The following is a 17,503-nucleotide window of genomic DNA, read 5'->3' as shown; positions in this document are numbered from 1 at the left end:
ATGTACGAACTCGGAGTGGTGTATCGCAACATCGATCGCGCGGATGGCGACGCAGCCGCGAAGCTCGGCGCGCTCGGCTCGGCGACGGTGCATGAAGCGATGGGCCGCGTCGGCCTGATGAAGACCTACATGCGGCCCATCTATGCGGGCGCGCAGGCGAGCGGCACCGCGGTAACGGTCCTGCTTCAACCGGGCGACAACTGGATGCTGCACGTCGCGGCCGAGCAGATTCAGCCGGGCGATATCGTCGTGGCTGCCTGCACGACCGACAACACCGATGGATTCTTCGGCGACCTGCTCGCGACGAGTTTCAAGGCGCGTGGCGCGCGGGCGCTCGTCATCGACGGCGGCGTGCGCGATGTGCGCGTGCTCACCGAAATGGGCTTTCCGGTGTGGAGCCGAGCGATCTCGTCGAAGGGCACGGTGAAGGCCACGCTCGGCTCGGTGAACATTCCCGTTGTGTGCGCGGGCGCGTTCGTGACGCCGGGCGATGTGATCGTGGCGGACGATGACGGTGTCGTCGTGGTGCCGTCGGCATCGGCGAAAAAAGTGCTTGAAAAAGCCGTCGCGCGCGAGGCGCTCGAAGAAGAGAAGCGCGCGAAGTTAGCGAGCGGCGTGCTCGGCCTCGACATGTACAGCATGCGCGAGCCGTTGCAACGCGCGGGCCTGCGCTATATCGACTGAGCGGGTGCGCGATGAACGAGACACATGAGGCCATCACGGTCATATCGTCGATGGCGACGCGTCACGTCCTCAACGATCTCGCCGATGCCTATACGCAGCGCTTCGGGCAGCGCGTGACGGTCAAATCGGTGGGCGGCGTGGCGGCGGCGCGTCGCGTGGAAGAAGGCGAAGCGTTCGACATCGTCGTGCTCGCCGCCGATGCGATCGCCAAGCTCGCAGCGGCAGGGCGCGTCGATGCGGCGAGCCGCGTGGGCATCGCGCGATCGGGCATCGCAATCGCCGTGGCGGCGGGGGCATCGCGTCCTTCTGTCGATACCGAAGCCGCCGTGCGCAATGCGGTGCTGGCCGCGCGCAGCATCGGCTATTCGACGGGACCGAGCGGCGCGCACCTGATGCGCCTCTTCGAGCGATGGGGTATCGCGCGAACGATCGCATCGCGTCTCGTGCAGGCGCCGCCGGGTGTCGGCGTGGGCGCGTTGATCGCGCGTGGCGAAGCGGCGCTCGGGTTTCAGCAGACGAGCGAGTTGATCGGCGTCGATGGCATCGACGTGATCGGTTCGATGCCCAATGAGATTCAGGCGATGACGGTGTTCGAAGGCGCGGTCTGCGCGAATGCGCGCGCGCCGCGAGGCGCAAAGTCCTTGCTGCACTTCATGTCTCAACCCGATGCCGATGCAGTGAAACATCGATACGGCATGGAAGCGGCGCTCTAAAGCAAAAAGGCCCGCGCTTCATGCTCAAGCGCGGGCCGACATCGACGCGAGAAACTCAAGCCTCCTGCAGGCGGAACGTCTCGACCGCCGTGCGCAACGCCGCCGCCTGATCTTCCAGCGATTGCGCCGCCGCCGCCGCTTCTTCCACGAGCGCCGCGTTCTGCTGCGTCACTTTATCCATTTGCGTGACCGCGCGCGCAACCTGATCGATGCCGCTGCTCTGTTCTTCCGATGCCGCCGCGATCTCGCCCATGATGTCCGTCACGCGCTGCACCGCGCCGCTGATGTCGTGCATCGTGCGGCCCGCTTGATCCACGAGCGCGCTGCCCGACTGCACGCGTTCCACCGACGTATCGATCAGTTCCTTGATCTCCTTCGCCGCCGCCGACGAGCGTTGCGCCAGCGACCGCACTTCGCCCGCCACGACTGCGAAGCCGCGTCCTTCCTCGCCCGCGCGCGCCGCTTCCACTGCAGCGTTCAACGCGAGAATGTTCGTCTGGAACGCGATGCCTTCGATGATCGTGATGATGTCCGCGATCTTCGACGAGCTTTGATTGATCTCGCCCATCGTCGTGACCACTTGCGACACGACATGGCTGCCCTTGGCCGCGATCTCGGAAGCGTTGGCCGCGAGCGTGCTCGCCTGCCGCGCGTTGTCGGCGTTCTGCTTCACGGTGCCCGTGAGCTGGTCCATGCTCGACGCCGTTTCCTGCAACGCCGATGCCTGTTCTTCCGTACGCGATGAAAGATCGATATTGCCCGCCGCGATCTGCTTCGTCGCGGAAGCGATGGATTCGCTGCCCGAGCGAACCGAACGCACCGTTTCGATCAGGCTCGCCTGCATCGTCGAAAGGCCGCGCAACAGTTGGCCCATTTCATCGTTCGACGTGACGTTCACGTCGCGGCGAAGATCGCCCGATGCGATGGCGCTGAACTGCGCAAGCGCGGCATCGAGCGGACGCGCGATGCGCCGGCGCAGCGAGACCCACGAATATGCCGCCGCCGCCACGCCGAACAGGATCGCCATGATGCTTGCCGTGCGGAACATCTGGAACTGCGCTTGCCCTTCGTCGAATGCCTTCTGCGCCGTCTCGAACTGCAACTTGCGCAGCGCGACGCCCGTCTTCGCCAGTTCGTTGAACGCAACCTGCATGGCGCTCGCATCGGCGGTGGCCTTGTCCTGTTCCTTCGCGCGCACATCGGCGTAGCCTTGATCGATCAGCTTCTGCATCTCGATGCGCTGCGTGTTGAACTTGTCCGCGACCGCTTTCTCTTCAGCGTCTTGCGGAAGCGCGGCGTAGGTGGACCACGCATCGTCGGATGTCTTGCGCATGAGCGCGCCACGGGCGATGGCGTCTTCCGCCGCGCTCGTGCCGAGGTTCAATGCCGCGCGGTCGAAGCAGAGACGCTCGCGCGCCATGAACATCTCCGCATTGCCGATGGACACCGCGCTCGGCATTTCGTGCGTGAAGAGCGCGTGCGTCACCGCGTTGGACTGCGTCATGCCGATGAGGCCGACCAGTCCGATTCCAATCAGCAGCGCGCTCAGCAGCGTCATGGCCAACGCCAGCCGGCCTTTGATAGTCGAAAACATGTCATCCCCGAAGTGGCTGCATCGCGTCGTATTCGCACCGGCTGCGATGCAGCGCCTGGCGCGCGGCCGATGGAATCCATCGGACTTCAGGCATATCGACAGCCGCGCGAGCCACATGAATACAGGGAAACACGTAGACGAACGCATGAGAGAAGCGATCGTTCGTTTATTTACTTCGCGTACTCGTCGTGCCGCTTCCACCAGTTGCCCGTTTCGTTGCGGCCCTTGGGCGCGCGATCGAGCCATTGATACATGCCCCATAGCGCATCGAGTCCGCGCGCGTACGCCGAATACGTGTGATACACGACGCCGTCTTCCCGGGCGAACGCACTCATGCCGGGGCGGTCGCGCGTGAAGCTCGGCGCGTCGGTGCCGCAATCGGCAGCGAATGCCTTGACGGGCGCGGGCGCGTCTTTCATGTCCATCGCGTGTGTGCCGCGCGCGTAGTTGTATTCGATATCGCCCGCGCGTTGCTGCGCTTCCGTGAACGACACGTTGAAATCGTAGTTAAATTCGCCGTCATGCGCGGACGCCCACGGGAACGTCCATTCCATGCGCTTCTTGTAGGCCGCGAGCTTCTCGATGGGCGCACGCGATACCGTCCACAGCGCGACATCGTGATGCGCGAGGTGAATGGCGAAGCCGTTGAAGCTGTCCGCGATCGACGAACACGACGGGCATCCCGCGCTCCAGTCCGGCCCGAACATGAAGTGATAAACGAGCAGTTGCGAGCGGCCGCCGAAGAGATCGGCGAGCGTGGCGCTGCCCGTTTCGGTATCGAAGCGATACGCCTTGTCGACGCGAACCCATGGCAGATTCTGCCGTTGCCGTGCGAGTTCGTCGCTTTGGCGCGTGAGTTCCTTTTCCGCCCTGAGCAGATCGAGCCGCGCGCCCAGCCAGTCCTCGCGCGTTCCGGTGAGATGAGTCGTCATGGGTATGCCTCCGTTATGCGTCAGTGTGCGTCGTGTGAAATGACATCGCGATGCATGGTGTTAGATTAGTGCGACGCATTCGACGCGGGGAGTGACAAGTGTGGCGCGATTCGCATGGACTCGTTGATCACGGCGGCGGCGCGCGCGCTCGCGGCCGGTGATCCGCTCGGCGCGCTGAATCGCGTCGCGTTGCGCAACGATGCGCCCGCGCTCGCGTTACGCGGCATCGCGCTGGCGCAGCTCGGTGACTTCGGGCGCGCGAAGGTGCTCGTCCGCAGCGCGGCGCGCGCATTCGGCGCGAAGGAAGCGGTGGCGCGTGCGCGATGCGTCGTCGCGGAAGCGGAGATCGCGCTGGCGTCGCGCGAGCTTGCATGGCGCGCGAAGGCGCTCGATCACGCGCGCGCGACGCTCGACGCCCACGGCGATCACATCAACGCGGCGCATGCGCGTTATCTCGAAGTGCGGCGCGCGTTGCTGATCGGCCGTATCGACGAGGCCGCGCACAGGCTCGCCGCGATCGATACCGCGCCGCTGCCGCCCGCGTTGCTTGCCGCGCATGAACTGATGGCGGCGGGCATCGCGATGCGTCGCGTGCAGACGAAGGCCGCGCGCATCGCGCTCATGCGTGCAAGAGCCGCCGCGCACCATGCCGCCATTCCCGCGCTCCTCGCCGAAGTGGAGAGCGCATCGCGCAGTCTCGATATGCCCGCCGCGCGGGTCATCGTTCGTGGCGAAACGTGGCTTCTCTCGCTCGACGATGTCGAGGCTTTGTTTACATCGAATGCGCTCGTTGTCGATGCATGCCGCAACGTCGTGCGCGACGCGCATGCGCTCGTGTCGCTCACGCGGCGTCCCGTGCTCTTCACGCTTGTGCGCATGCTTGCCGAAGCGTGGCCCGCCGATACCCCGCGCGACGCGCTGATCGCCCGCGCGTTTCGCATCCGGCATGCAGACGAGACGCATCGCGCGCGGCTTCGCGTGGAAATGGGCCGCCTGCGGACCGTGTTGCATCCGCTCGCGGGCGTGCATGCAACACGCGATGGCTATGCGCTCGCGCCGCGTCATGCAGAGACGGTTGCGGTGCTGGCGCGTCCCGTCGATGACGATCACGCATCGCTGCTGGCGTGTCTTTCCGATGGCGAATCGTGGTCCAGCTCGGCGCTCGCGCTGGCGCTCAACGCGAGCCAGCGCACGGTGCAGCGCGCGCTCGAAGGACTCGCATCGGCGGGCAAGGTGCAATCGTTCGGACGCGGCCGCGCCCGCCGCTGGATGATGCCGCCCATGCCGCCGATGCCCGGATTCGCGACGGCCTTGTTACTCCCCGCCGATCTCGCGAGCGGCTAGCATCGACTCATGCATCGAGCCGATGCAAACGAGCGAGGACACACACATGAAACACGCGAAAGCAGAAATCATCCGTGAATATGGGCCTTTTCCCGAAGTGGAAGCCGTGCACGGCCTGACCTACGATGGCCACGCCGTGTGGTTCGCCGCCGGCGACACGCTCAACGCGCTGGACCCCGAGAGCGGCGCGCTGCAACGAAAGATCGACGTGCCGGCGCATGCGGGCACGGCCTTCGACGGCGAGTATCTGTATCAGATCGCCGAGGATCGCATCCAGAAGATCGAACCCGAAACAGGTCGCGTGCTTTCGACGATTCCCGCGCCGGGCGGCGGCGCCGACTCGGGACTCGCGTGGGGCGAAGGCACGCTGTGGGTCGGGCAATATCGCGAGCGGCGGATTCATCAGATCGATCCCGCGAGCGGCGCGGTGTTGCGCACCATCGAATCGAACCGCTTCGTGACGGGCGTGACGTGGGTGGACGGCGAACTGTGGCACGGAACGTGGGAAGGCGACGAAAGCGACATCCGGCATATCGATGCCCGCACCGGGGAAGTCATCGAACGCCTCGACATGCCGGAGGGCGTCGCGGTGTCGGGACTCGAATCGGACGGCGCGGACCGCTTCTTTTGCGGCGGCGGCCGAACGGGGAAAGTGCGCGCCGTTCGAAAGCCCAAAGCGCAGTGACGCGCGGAAGCCGTCGATAGCGATGCGTGCCGCGGGCGAGACGACGCAACACATCCTGTCGCGCGACGCGGAATTAGCCTTTATGCTGACGAACTGGCGCGCATCGCTCGAATCGCTCGAATGGTGAGACCGCGTGCGATGGTTTTCTCAGCATAAGGGCCGGCTTTTGATTTTGAACGTTTCCGATCACCCGACATTCGACTCATGGTTCGGCGAGGCGGGGCGCGCCATTCGCAGCTTCGACTGGACCACGACGCCGCTCGGTTCCATCGACGAATGGCCGCAAGCGCTCACCTCCGTCGTGCAGATCATATTGCGCAATGCGTTGCCGATGGCCGTGCTGTGGGGCAAGGAAGGCACGCTGCTCTACAACGACGCCTACGCCGCGTTTTCCGGCCCGCGGCATCCCGCCATACTCGGCATGCCGATCGAAAAAGCGTGGCCCGAAGGCGCGGCGTTCAATCGCAACGTGGTGGATACGGGGTTGCGCGGCGAAGCGCTGTCTTATCACGACATCGACTTCATGCTCGAACGCGGCGACAAGCCCGCGCAAGTGTGGCTCGATCTGCACTACAGCCCCGTTGCATCCAGTGAAGGCGTGCCGCTCGGCGTGCTGGCGATCGTCGTCGAAACGACCGAGCGCGTGATGCTCGAACAAAGCCGCACGGAAGCGGAGGCCGTGGCCGCCGACGCCAACGAACGCCTGCATCTCGCGCTCAATTCCGGCGCGGTGCTCGGCCTCTTCGTGTGGGACATTCCGAATAACCGCGTTCGCGGCGACGGGCGGTTCGCCCGCACCTTCGCCGTTCCGCCCGAGCAACTGGAAGAAGGCTGGCCGCTCGAAGCGGCGCTCGGCACCGTGCATCCCGTCGATCTTCCGCATGTGAGCGCGCTCATCGAGCGCACCGTGCGCGAAGGCGTGCCGTATCGGGCGGAATATCGCATTCGCGCCCCTGGCGGCGGATGGACGTGGATTCTCGCGACCGGCCGCTGCGACTACGACGAACACGGGCAGCCGTCGCGCTTTCCGGGCGTGATCATCGATATTCATGATCGGCGGATCGCGGAAGAAAGTCTCAAGGAACTCACGCGCGGGCTCGAAGACAAGATATCCGAGGCGGTCGCCGCGCGCGTCGCGGTGGAGGCGCAGTTGCGTCAAAGCCTGAAGATGGAAGCGCTCGGTGCGATGACCGGCGGTGTCGCGCACGACTTCAACAACACGCTGCAGGCCATCAGCGGCAATCTGGAACTGCTGCGCTATCTGCCGCCCACGGACCCGCGCGTGCCGCTTCGACTGAACGCCGCGATGGAAGCCGTGCAGCGCGGCGCGAAGCTCGCGTCGCAATTGCTGTCATTCGCGCGAAGGCAGCCGCAGTCGCCCGTGGTCATCAATCCGCGGCGGCTCTTCGATGAAATGCGCGAGCTGTTGCAGCACGCCGTGGGCGCGTCGGTGTTGATCGAGACGAAGATCGTGAACGATCCGTGGAATTTCTGCGTCGATCGGAATCAGCTTGAAAACGCGCTGCTCAATCTCGCGATCAACGCACGCGACGCCATTCGCGGCGACGGCCGCTTCACGCTCGCGTGCAGCAACGACGTGCTCGATCAAGCCGCCTGCGCCGGTCTCGATCTGTCGCCCGGCGAATACGTGCGCCTGTCCGTGTCCGATACCGGCTCGGGCATGCCCGCCGACGTGCTCGAGCGCGCGTTCGAGCCGTTCTTCACGACGAAGCCGGAAGGTCATGGCACGGGCCTCGGCCTCAGCATGGTGTTCGGCTTCGTGAAGCAGTCGGGCGGGCATATCGACATATCGAGCACGGTCGGCGCGGGCACGACCATCCAGCTCTATTTCCCGCGCAGTTTCGCCGACGAAGCCGCGCCCGCCGTGAAGAGCGCGCTCGCGACGGTCACGGGCGGCGCAACGGTGCTCGTCGTCGATGACGATCCTGCCGTACTTTCGTCGACGGTCGGGATCCTCGAAGCGATGCAGTACACGGTGCTCAAGGCGTCCAACGGCGATGCCGCGATGAGCGTGCTCCAAAGCGGTATCGGCGTGGATCTGATCCTCACGGATGTCGTGATGCCGGGCAAGGTCAAGTGCGCCGATCTCGCCGAATGGGCGCTCGCGCAGCGCCGCCCGGTGCCGGTCATATACGTATCCGGCTACACGCGCGACGTGATTTCGCGCGACGGCGTCCTGCGCAGCAACGTGACGCTGATGAGCAAGCCGTATCGCGCGGAAGCGCTCGCCAAGGAAATCGCGGCGGCGCTCAAGGCGGCGGCGCTCGATGCATTGAAACCGTCCCGCTAAAGACTTTCCCGACACCGCCGATAAGCACCAAGGCGCTTCACGTGGATCACGTCGGAAAGGAATAAAAGCGGTGCAGGAGAGAGCGAGCGATTTTCTCGGGACGATCGGCGAAACGGTCGCCTGGCGATTTCCGTACATTGCATGCGTGCGCCGCCTCGACGCGTTCGCACTGCCCATCCTGGGCGTCGCGCTCGTCGCGTTGATGACGCCGTTCGTGCCGCTGCCCTGGAACGTGCTGCTCGGCGCGGCAGTGGCCGCCGGGATGACGCTCATTCACCAGATGTTTCAATGGCGGCGGCAGATCTTCGCCGCGCAACAGCTTTCGAACGGACTGCTTTCCATCGCGGAAGACTGCCTCAAGCTGCTCGATCTCGACGGCCGCGTCGTGTGCATCTCGGACGTGGGCCGCAAGCTGATCGATGCGTCGTGCGCGCGCGATATCGTCGGCATGGACTGGATCGCCACCTGGGACGTCCCCGATGCGCGCAATGCGTTCGAACGCGCGAAGGCGGGTGAATCGACCTCGTTTTCGGGCGCGTACCGAACCATGACGGGTTCGCTCAAATGGTGGACGTCGAGCTTCGCGCCGGTTTATGGCGAAGCGGGCCGCGTGGTCTCGGTGCTGTGCAAGTCGCGCGACATCACGGCGGAAGTCGCGCTCATCGAAGAACTGCGCGGCAATGCGCGCGTGCAGAAAGACATGGAAGATCACGTCGATGCCGTCTTCTGGACCACGACGCATGACTTCGGCGAACTGCTTCACGTGAGTTCCGCATTCGAGCGCATGTGGGAAATGCCGGTGGCCGCGCTCGAAGCCGACAAGACCGCGTGGATGCAGCGCGTGCATGCCGACGATTTCCCGAGCCTGCGCAGCAAGATGCGCGAAGCCGTGAACACGGGCGCGCCTTCGCAGAGCTACTTCCGTCTATGTCTGCCCGATGAACGCACGCGCTGGGTGCGCGCGGACATCTATCCGGTGAACGAGGACGGCGCGGTGTCGCGCGTGGTGAGCGTCTGCGTCGATGCCACCGACGAGCGCATGCGTCTGCAGGAATTGCATCGGCTGGCGAACATCGACAATCTCACGGGCCTGCGCAACCGCAACGCCATGACCGATGCGCTCGTGGAACGCTGCGCATCGGGCGAGCCGTTCGCATATCTGTTCATCGATATCGACCGCTTCAAGTCCATCAACGATACCGCGGGCCACAGCGCAGGCGATGCCGTGCTCAAGGCGATCGCGGCGCGCATCGCCGAAGCAATACCGGAAGGCGCGGTGGCGGGACGCCCCGGCGGCGACGAATTCACCGTCATCTTGCCGGGCCGCTTCGACCAGGAACGCATCGAGCGCGCGTGCAGGCGCCTTGCGGTGGCGTGTCATCGTCCGATCAAGGTGGGTTGCCGCACCGTCACCATGACCTGCTCGACGGGCGTGGCGCTCTATCCCGATCATGGCCGCACGCCCGAGGACCTGTTCATCAGCGCCGACATGGCGATGTACGCCGCGAAGCGCGCCGGACGCAACGCGTTTCGCGTGTTCGGCGAAAGCGAAAAGGGCGATCTGGCGCGCGCGCATCTCGAGTCCGAGCTGCACGACGCCATTCGCGGCAACCGCTTCCTGCTGCACTATCAGCCGCAATATTGCGTGGAGACGGGCGCGCTCGCGGGCGTCGAAGCGCTGCTGCGCTGGGATCATCCGCAGCTCGGACTCATTGCGCCGGGCGAGTTCGTGCCGGTGCTCGAAGAGAGCGGGCTGATTGTCGAAGCGGGACACTGGATCATTCGCGAAGCCGTGCAGGCGGCCGGCCGTCTCGCGGTGGCCGCGCCCGGTGTGCGCTCGGTGGCCGTGAACGTGTCGCCGAAGCAGTTCCGCGATCCGCGTCTCGTGTCCGTGCTCTTGCATGCGATGAAGCGATGCGGCATCGATTCGGGCTGCATCACCCTGGAAATTACGGAGTCCGCATTAATCGAAAATATCGACGATGCGCAGGAAGTGCTCGCCCGCATCCGCGCAATGGGCGTGCGCATTGCCATCGACGATTTCGGCACCGGCTATTCGAGTCTCAGCTATCTCGCGCGTTTCCGGCCCGATGTGCTGAAGCTCGATAAGTCGTTCGTCGACAACATCGCCACCGACGCGATGATGCGAACCGTCGTGGAAGGCGTGATCGATCTCGCGCACAAGCTCGGCGTGACCGTGGTGGCCGAAGGCGTCGAGACGCGCGAGCAACTCGAGCATCTCAGGCAAGCAGGCTGCGACAAGATGCAGGGCTTCCTGCGTGCGCGGCCCGTCGCGCTCGATACGTTGATGGAGCAGATCGGCTGTGCGGAAGCGGAAACCGTGCGCTGAAAGCACGGCGCGCTATCGCCGCCGCTTCTTCCTGGGCGTATCGCGCGTGCTGAACATGGGCATGCGATCCAACATCCATTGCAATAGCTCATGCGGTCCCGCCGCGAGCGGTCTGCCCGCCTTCACGAGGACGCGCGCATGCGTATTCTCGAGGACGGGATGCGCAATCGGCACGGTCTTCATCTCGCCGCTCGCAATCTCGCGATAAGCCGCGAACGCACCGATCAGCGTGACGAAGTTGCCCGCGCTCACCATCCGCTTCAATGCCGAAAGCGAGTTGGTCGTGAGCGTCGCGCGAATGGCGATGTTGTCCGTCATCTCGATCATCTTCACGACATGGCCGATGCCGAAGGAAGGCGGCATCAGCGCGAGCGGATGGTCGAGCAGATCGCCGATATGTATCGCGCCGCGGCGCGCGACCAATGGATGATCGCGCCGCGCGAGCACCACCACGGGCTGCGCGGAACTCGCGCGAATCTCGATGCGCGGATGCGGCGGCGGGTTATACGCCAGCCCGATATGCGCGCGGCTTTGCGCGACTTCGTCGATCACGTCATCGACGGCGAGCATGTCTACCGCGATATTCAATCCGGGATATTGCGCGCAGAAGGGCGCGAGCACATCGTCGACGAGCGTGTCCACATAACCTTCGCTGACCGCGATGCGGATATCGCCCTGCTGTAGCCCTTTCAACGCGTGCAGCCGGTCTTCGAGCTTCTCCTGTTGCGACCGATACCCACGCCAGAATTCGAGCAGATGAAACGCCGCTTCGGTCGGCCGCACGCCGCGCGCTTCGCGGTCGAAGAGCGTCGTGTCGAGTTCATGTTCCAGCAGCTTGATTTGCCGCGCGATGACGGATGGCGACGTGTTCAGATGATCTGCCGCGCCGCGAATGGTGCCGTGCGCGAGCACCTCGTTGAAGTAGCGCAGACGCTGCTGATTGATTTCGCGCATGGCAATCCTCTGTTGTCGATGCGTTGCTCACCAAGCAACGATACGTGAACTTTGTTGCTCTTGCTCGCACGGTTCGATGCGGCCAATATGAACGCTATCGAAACGCTCATCGGGAGACGCATCATGACTGACTCAATCAACGCATCGCGTCGGCGCTTGCTGGGCGCGACGGTCGCCAGCATCGGCGTCATGCAACTGGGGTTCAGCGGCCTCGTGCGCGCGCAGTCGGCACGCGCGACGAATGCGGAATCGTCGTTCGGTGAGATTCGTCAGATCAACGCGGGCACGCTCGATATCGGCTATGCGCAGGCCGGTCCGGAGAACGGCCCGCCGGTGATCCTGCTGCACGGCTGGCCCTACGATATCCATGCCTTCGCCGAAGTCGCGCCGATACTCGCGTCGGCGGGGTATCGCGTGATCGTGCCTTACTTGCGCGGCTACGGCACGACGCGCTTCCTTTCCGCCGATACGCCGCGCAACGGTCAGCAGGCGGTCGTCGCGGTGGACATCATCGCGCTGATGGATGCGTTGCGCATTCAGAAGGCGCTCATCGCGGGCTTCGACTGGGGCGCGCGCACGGCGGACATCATGGCCGCGCTGTGGCCGGAACGCTGCAAGGCGCTCGTGTCGGTGAGCGGATATCTGATCGGCAGCCAGGAGGCGAATCGCGCGCCGTTGCCGCCGAAGGCCGAGTTCGCGTGGTGGTATCAGTTTTACTTCTCGACCGAGCGTGGCCGCGCGGGTTATGAAGCGAATCGGCGTGAGTTCTCGAAGCTGATCTGGCAGACCGCATCGCCACAATGGCATTTCGACGATGCGACGTTCGAGCGCTCCGCGCAAGCGTTCGACAATCCGGATCACGTCGCGGTCGTCATACACAACTATCGCTGGCGTCTGGGACTCGTGGAAGGCGAGCCGCAATACGACGCGCTGGAGAAGCGCCTCGCCGCGGCGCCGCCGATCACCGTTCCGACCATCACGATGGAAGGCGATGCCAACGGCGCGCCGCATCCTAACCCTTCGGCGTATGCGAAGAAGTTCACGGGCAAGTATCGCCATGTCGATGTGGGCGGCGGCATCGGGCATAACTTGCCGCAAGAGGCGCCGAAGGCGTTCGCGGACGCGGTGATGGCGGTGGATCGCATGTGATGATTGGCTGCCGTCAGAGGCGAAAGCGTTTCCTCATGACCCCCATGCGGCTTTCGGGCCGTATGCCGCCCGTTTTTTGTTGCGGCTGAATGGCTTTCCATTCCGCGATACGGCCGGCTCATCGTTTAAGATACCCCGCCTCGACAGACGACTATCAAACGCGGAGTGTGCTTCATGATTCAGCCGACCAACATATTCAAGGATAACCTTGCCCAATTGCCTTCCATCGACGGCATCGAGCGGATCGATCTCATCGACGGCACGGGCGCAGTTGTCGCGAGCATCGAAAACAAGCCGGGAAAACAAGGCTCGCTTGCGGTGTATCACTATCTGAAGCAGGCCTTCGGCACGCTGGACGCGAAAGCCGCCGAGCACGGCCTCGCGGTGTTCGCCGAACATACCGCCGATGCGCGCAATCGACCGGGCGCGCATCCGAATGTGGATCGCCTGCTGGAGATCGTCGCGGGCGGCGAGGCGTTGAAGATCGATGTGATCGCTGACTGAGCATCGACGTAAAAGAGGCGGCCCGAAAAGGCCGCCTCTTTCTTTGCATTGAAGCGCTTCAGCGCAACTGCACGCGTTCGATCTTCTTAACGATCACGAGATAGCTGAACACCGTGATCAGCGCATTGACGCCCACGAACGCGAGCGCCCCGTTGAACGAACCCGTCTTCGCGACGAGATAGCCGATCACGATCGGCGTCACGATGCCCGCGATGTTGCCGAACATGTTGAAGATGGAGCCGGAGAGACCGATGGCTTCCTTCGGCGACGTGTCCGCGACCACGGCCCAGCCCAATGCGCCGATGCCCTTGCCGAAGAATGCGAGCGACATGAGCGCGACCACGATCCAGTCCGTGTTCACATAGTTGCAGCCGATGATGCACGACGACAGCAGCATGCCGCCGACGATCGGCACCTTGCGCGCGACGGTCAGCGAGTGGCCGCGCCGGATGAGCGAATCCGACAGCACGCCGCCCAGCACGCCGCCGGAGAAGCCGCAAATGGCCGGCAGAGACGCGACGAGTCCCGCTTGCAGAATCGTCATGTGACGCGCCTGCACGAGATAGATGGGGAACCACGTCAGGAAGAAGTACGTGAGCACGTTGATGCAGTACTGCGCGAGATACACGCCGAGCAACATGCGGTTCGTGAGCAGTTGCCGCACGACGGGCCAGCCGACCGCGTTCGCGTTACCGGCATCGCTCGAAGAACGCGCGCGCTGATGACCGCGCACGAGGCCGCCGCCCTGCTCGATGTATTCGAGTTCGTTGCGGTTGACCTTCGGGTGATCGGCGGGATGCTTCATCACCGAGAGCCAGACGACGGCGAGCATGAGGCCTGCGATGCCCATCACGATATACACGTGATGCCAGCCGAACGCATGCGTGAGCCACGCCATGAGCGGCGTGAACACGACAGCGGCGAAGTACTGCGCCGAGTTGAAAATAGCCGATGCCGTGCCGCGTTCCTTCGTCGGGAACCAGCTCGCGACGACCTTCGCGTTGGCCGGAAACGCGGGCGCTTCGGCCGCGCCCATCATGAAGCGCAGCGCGAACAGCGCGCTGACCGCCGCCGCCGCGCTGCCGAGCACGCCGATCGCGCTTTGCAGCAGCGTGAAAAGTGACCACAGGAAGATGCTCGCCGCATACACGCGGCGCGCGCCGAAGCGGTCGAGCAGCCAGCCTGCCGGCACCTGCGACAGCACATACGCCCAACTAAAAGCCGAGAAGATGTAGCCCATGCGGATCGCGTCGAAACCGAATTCGGCGCGCATGGCCGCGCCCGTCACCGACAACGTGGCGCGGTCCGCGTAGTTGAACGTCGTGATCGCGAAGATCAGCAACAGAATGACGTATCGCACCTTCGTGCGCTTCATGACGTCGGCGGGATGGGCGGCGCGGCTCATCGACATGACTCCTCCTGTCTCTCTGGCTCTGATGCGCGAAGGGCCGCGCGAGCGGCCCTTTCGATGCGGGCGCGTCTACCTGTCTGCGCGCCCGTTACGGTGCTCGATGCGTCGTGCGTCGCTTATTGCGAGCCGAGTTTCTTGATGAGCGCGTCCAGCTGGCCCACTTCTTCTTCGGTCAGATCCGTGAGCGGCGCGCGCACCGGACCCGCGTCGTGGCCGACGAGCTTTGCGCCCGCCTTCACGATGCTCACCGCATAGCCCGCGCGGCGGTTGCGGATGGCGAGATACGGCAGGAAGAACTCGTCGATCAGCTTGCCCGTGGTTTCGTGATCGTTCGCGGCGATCGCGCGGTAGAAGTCCATCGCCGTCTTCGGGATGAAGTTGAACACCGCCGACGAATACACCGGCACGCCCAGCGCCTTGTACGCCGCCGCGTAGACTTCCGCCGTCGGCAGGCCGCCGAGGTACGAGAAGCGGTCGCCTAAGCGGCGGCGGATGGTCACCATCGCTTCGATTTCGCCGACGCCGTCCTTGAAGCCGATCAGGTTCGGGCAACGGTCCGCGAGGCGCTCCAGCATGTCCGCGTTGAGCTTGGAATTCGCGCGGTTGTAGATGATGACGCCCATGTTCGGCACCGCCTTGCAGACTTGCTCGGCGTGCGCGGCAATGCCTTCCTGCGATGCTTCGGTCAGGTAATGCGGCATCAGCAGGATGCCTTGCGCGCCGTTCTTCTCGGCTTCCTGCGCGAACGCGATCGCCGTGCGCGTCGGGCCGCCCGCGCCCGCGAGAATCGGCACCTTGCCTCGGCACACTTCGGTGGCGGTGCGCACGATCTGCGAATATTCAGGTTGCGTCAGCGAAAAGAACTCGCCCGTGCCGCCCGCCACGAACAACGCCGACGCGCCGTAGGGCGCGAGCCATTCGAGGCGCTCGGCGTAGGTATCGGCGCGGAAGTTGCCTTGTGCGTCGAAGTCGGTCACAGGGAACGAAAGCAGGCCTTCGGAAACGATTTGCTTGAGTTCTTGCGGTGTCGTCATGATTTGAGTGTCTCGTTGAGGAGCGTCCGGCGGATGCAACGCTTATAGGTCATCGTACAACATGGTGCGGTAACGGACAAGCGAATCTAGGACTTGTCTGCAAAGTCGAGGGTAAATACCGAGCACAAGCCGATCGCTATGTTGTAGGATGACATAACTCTCGAAGTCCGCTTTAACAGCGCCCAAGGATTGTCAGGAATGAATCAGCCCCCGCTTTATATTCGCGTGCATCCCGAGGACAACGTGGCGATCGTCGTGAACGACGGCGGCCTCGGCGAAGGCGCCACTTTTTCCGATGGCCTCGTCCTGCGCGAGCGCGTGCCGCAAGGCCACAAGGTCGCGCTCACGGACCTCGCGGAAGGCGATGCGGTCATCCGCTACAACGTGGTCATCGGCTATGCGTTGAAGGCGCTGCCGAAGGGCAGCTGGATCAACGAGCATGTGCTGCGCATGCCGACGCCGCCCGAGTTGCACGACCTGCCGATCGCGACCATCAAGGCGCCGGACACGTCGCCGCTCGAAGGCTTCACGTTCGAGGGATATCGCAACGCGGACGGCACCGTCGGCACGCGCAACATCCTCGCGATCACGACGACCGTGCAATGCGTCGCGGACGTGGTGCAGCACGCGGTCGACCGCATCAAGGCGGAACTGCTGCCGCGTTACCCGAATGTCGATGACGTCGTGAGCCTCGGCCACACGTACGGCTGCGGCGTGGCCATCGACGCGCCCGACGCGATGGTCCCCATCCGCACCGTGCGCAATATCGCGCTGAATCCGAACTTCGGCGGCGAAGTGATGATGGTGAGCCTCGGCTGCGAGAAGCTGCAGCCCGAGCGCCTGATGCCGCCCGGCACCATTCCGATCGCGGCGGCCGCCGTGGACGACGCGATCGCGGATATCGGCGACATGGAAGCCGAGGACAACGGCGCAGCGGTCGTGTTGCAGGACGAGGGGCACGTCGGCTTCCAGTCGATGATCGATTCCATCATGCGCATGGCCGAAACGCATCTGAAGCGGCTGAACAATCGCCGCCGCGAGACGTGTCCGGCTTCGGATCTCGTCGTGGGCGTGCAGTGCGGCGGCAGCGATGCGTTCTCGGGTCTCACTGCGAATCCGGCCGTGGGTTTCGCGACCGATCTGCTCGTGCGCGCGGGCGCGACCGTCATGTTCTCGGAAGTGACCGAAGTGCGCGACGGCGTCGCGCAGCTCACCGCGCGCGCCGCGAATGGCGAAGTGGCGGCGGCGATCATCCGCGAGATGCAGTGGTACGACGATTATCTGAAGCGCGGCGGCGCGGACCGCAGTGCGAACACGACGCCCGGCAACAAGAAGGGCGGGCTGTCGAACATCGTCGAGAAGGCCATGGGTTCCATCGTCAAGTCGGGAAGTTCGACCATTTCGGGCGTGCTGTCGCCGGGCGAGAAGGTCAAGCAGAAGGGCTTGATCTACGCGGCGACGCCCGCGAGCGACTTCATTTGCGGCACGCTGCAACTGGCTGCGGGCATCAATATTCACGTGTTCACGACGGGGCGCGGCACGCCGTACAGCCTCGCGGAAGTGCCGGTCATCAAGGTGGCGACGCGCTCGGATCTCGCGCGCCGCTGGCACGATCTGATGGACGTGAACGCGGGCACCATCGCGACCGGCGAAGCGACCATCGGCGACGTGGGCTGGGAACTCTTCCGCATGATGCTGGATGTCGCGAGCGGCAAGAAGCAGACGAAGGCCGAGGCGCTGAAGCTGCACAACGCGCTCGTGCTGTTCAATCCGGCGCCGGTGACCTGAAGCCATCCGTTTCTTTGTGTCGATGTGAAAAGCCCCTGTTTCCAGGGGCT

14 protein-coding genes are annotated in these 17,503 nt (G+C 64.4%); 9 read left to right on the top strand and 5 right to left on the bottom strand.

All coding sequences use genetic code 11. From position 1 onward, the window contains the following. Both ligK and AWB72_RS13520 read left to right on the top strand, forming a co-directional pair. Complete coding sequence (gene ligK / locus AWB72_RS13525) at positions 1-684, top strand: 4-carboxy-4-hydroxy-2-oxoadipate aldolase/oxaloacetate decarboxylase (RefSeq protein WP_040052554.1); 684 nt, start codon at positions 1-3, stop codon at positions 682-684. 11 nt (positions 685-695) lie between these two features. After that, a complete protein-coding gene (locus AWB72_RS13520) occupies positions 696-1,397 on the top strand; it encodes a substrate-binding domain-containing protein (RefSeq protein ID WP_087128120.1) in 702 nt (233 codons plus the stop codon). Between the two features lie 55 nt (positions 1,398-1,452). Here AWB72_RS13520 and AWB72_RS13515 read toward each other — a convergent pair whose 3' ends face one another. Continuing rightward, complete coding sequence (locus AWB72_RS13515) at positions 1,453-2,991, bottom strand: methyl-accepting chemotaxis protein (protein WP_087128137.1); 1,539 nt, start codon at positions 2,989-2,991, stop codon at positions 1,453-1,455. A 170-nt stretch (positions 2,992-3,161) separates the two neighbouring features. Beyond that, the gene (locus AWB72_RS13510) at positions 3,162-3,923 is read right to left on the bottom strand and encodes a DUF899 domain-containing protein (protein WP_040052552.1); all 762 of its coding nucleotides are present in this window, start codon (positions 3,921-3,923) and stop codon (positions 3,162-3,164) included. A 114-nt stretch (positions 3,924-4,037) separates the two neighbouring features. Between AWB72_RS13510 and AWB72_RS13505 the strand changes: the two genes are divergently transcribed. The 4 genes from AWB72_RS13505 (at position 4,038) to AWB72_RS13490 (ending at position 10,613) form a co-directional block, all read left to right on the top strand. Next, the gene (locus AWB72_RS13505) at positions 4,038-5,267 is read left to right on the top strand and encodes a hypothetical protein (RefSeq protein ID WP_040052551.1); all 1,230 of its coding nucleotides are present in this window, start codon (positions 4,038-4,040) and stop codon (positions 5,265-5,267) included. Positions 5,268-5,313: 46 nt separating this feature from the next. Continuing rightward, positions 5,314-5,952, top strand: coding sequence for a Vgb family protein (locus tag AWB72_RS13500; RefSeq protein WP_040052704.1), 639 nt, complete (start codon positions 5,314-5,316; stop codon positions 5,950-5,952). A 172-nt stretch (positions 5,953-6,124) separates the two neighbouring features. After that, entirely contained in the window at positions 6,125-8,263 is a 2,139-nt protein-coding gene (locus tag AWB72_RS13495) for a hybrid sensor histidine kinase/response regulator (protein ID WP_040052703.1), read from the top strand. A gap of 70 nt (positions 8,264-8,333) precedes the next feature. Then, on the top strand, positions 8,334-10,613 hold the full coding sequence (locus tag AWB72_RS13490; RefSeq protein ID WP_040052550.1) for an EAL domain-containing protein: 2,280 nt from the start codon (positions 8,334-8,336) through the stop codon (positions 10,611-10,613). Between the two features lie 12 nt (positions 10,614-10,625). Here the strand turns inward: AWB72_RS13490 and AWB72_RS13485 are convergent, their stop codons facing one another. Continuing rightward, positions 10,626-11,567, bottom strand: coding sequence for a LysR family transcriptional regulator (locus AWB72_RS13485; RefSeq protein WP_040052549.1), 942 nt, complete (start codon positions 11,565-11,567; stop codon positions 10,626-10,628). A gap of 123 nt (positions 11,568-11,690) precedes the next feature. Between AWB72_RS13485 and AWB72_RS13480 the strand changes: the two genes are divergently transcribed. Continuing rightward, a complete protein-coding gene (locus AWB72_RS13480; RefSeq protein ID WP_040052702.1) occupies positions 11,691-12,716 on the top strand; it encodes an alpha/beta fold hydrolase in 1,026 nt (341 codons plus the stop codon). Between the two features lie 174 nt (positions 12,717-12,890). Further along, positions 12,891-13,220, top strand: coding sequence for a DUF2322 family protein (locus tag AWB72_RS13475; RefSeq protein ID WP_040052548.1), 330 nt, complete (start codon positions 12,891-12,893; stop codon positions 13,218-13,220). 58 nt (positions 13,221-13,278) lie between these two features. Here the strand turns inward: AWB72_RS13475 and AWB72_RS13470 are convergent, their stop codons facing one another. Both AWB72_RS13470 and kdgD read right to left on the bottom strand, forming a co-directional pair. Then, positions 13,279-14,631: an MFS transporter gene (locus tag AWB72_RS13470; RefSeq protein WP_040052547.1), complete on the bottom strand. Its 1,353-nt coding sequence runs from the start codon at positions 14,629-14,631 to the stop codon at positions 13,279-13,281. 116 nt (positions 14,632-14,747) lie between these two features. After that, a complete protein-coding gene (gene kdgD, locus AWB72_RS13465) occupies positions 14,748-15,665 on the bottom strand; it encodes a 5-dehydro-4-deoxyglucarate dehydratase (protein ID WP_040052546.1) in 918 nt (305 codons plus the stop codon). 198 nt (positions 15,666-15,863) lie between these two features. On the opposite strand from kdgD, the gene garD reads away from it, so the two are divergent. After that, the gene (gene garD, locus AWB72_RS13460; RefSeq protein ID WP_040052545.1) at positions 15,864-17,453 is read left to right on the top strand and encodes a galactarate dehydratase; all 1,590 of its coding nucleotides are present in this window, start codon (positions 15,864-15,866) and stop codon (positions 17,451-17,453) included. Positions 17,454-17,503: the final 50 nt, after the last annotated feature.

It is taken from the genome of Caballeronia concitans, assembly GCF_001544615.1.
Classification (GTDB): Bacteria; Pseudomonadota; Gammaproteobacteria; order Burkholderiales; family Burkholderiaceae; genus Caballeronia; species Caballeronia concitans.
Note: the sequence above shows the minus strand (reverse complement) of the source record. Positions and strands in the feature narration are given on the sequence as shown.

Bases quoted from the DNA above. Each gene is read 5' to 3' on its own strand.
- ligK (WP_040052554.1), top strand. From the start codon at position 1: ATGTACGAACTCGGAGTGGTGTATCGCAACATCGATCGCGCGGATGGC.
- AWB72_RS13520 (WP_087128120.1), top strand. From the start codon at position 696: ATGAACGAGACACATGAGGCCATCACGGTCATATCGTCGATGGCGACG.
- AWB72_RS13515 (WP_087128137.1), bottom strand. From the start codon at position 2,991: ATGTTTTCGACTATCAAAGGCCGGCTGGCGTTGGCCATGACGCTGCTG.
- AWB72_RS13510 (WP_040052552.1), bottom strand. From the start codon at position 3,923: ATGACGACTCATCTCACCGGAACGCGCGAGGACTGGCTGGGCGCGCGG.
- AWB72_RS13505 (WP_040052551.1), top strand. From the start codon at position 4,038: ATGGACTCGTTGATCACGGCGGCGGCGCGCGCGCTCGCGGCCGGTGAT.
- AWB72_RS13500 (WP_040052704.1), top strand. From the start codon at position 5,314: ATGAAACACGCGAAAGCAGAAATCATCCGTGAATATGGGCCTTTTCCC.
- AWB72_RS13485 (WP_040052549.1), bottom strand. From the start codon at position 11,567: ATGCGCGAAATCAATCAGCAGCGTCTGCGCTACTTCAACGAGGTGCTC.
- AWB72_RS13480 (WP_040052702.1), top strand. From the start codon at position 11,691: ATGACTGACTCAATCAACGCATCGCGTCGGCGCTTGCTGGGCGCGACG.
- AWB72_RS13475 (WP_040052548.1), top strand. From the start codon at position 12,891: ATGATTCAGCCGACCAACATATTCAAGGATAACCTTGCCCAATTGCCT.
- AWB72_RS13470 (WP_040052547.1), bottom strand. From the start codon at position 14,631: ATGTCGATGAGCCGCGCCGCCCATCCCGCCGACGTCATGAAGCGCACG.
- kdgD (WP_040052546.1), bottom strand. From the start codon at position 15,665: ATGACGACACCGCAAGAACTCAAGCAAATCGTTTCCGAAGGCCTGCTT.
- garD (WP_040052545.1), top strand. From the start codon at position 15,864: ATGAATCAGCCCCCGCTTTATATTCGCGTGCATCCCGAGGACAACGTG.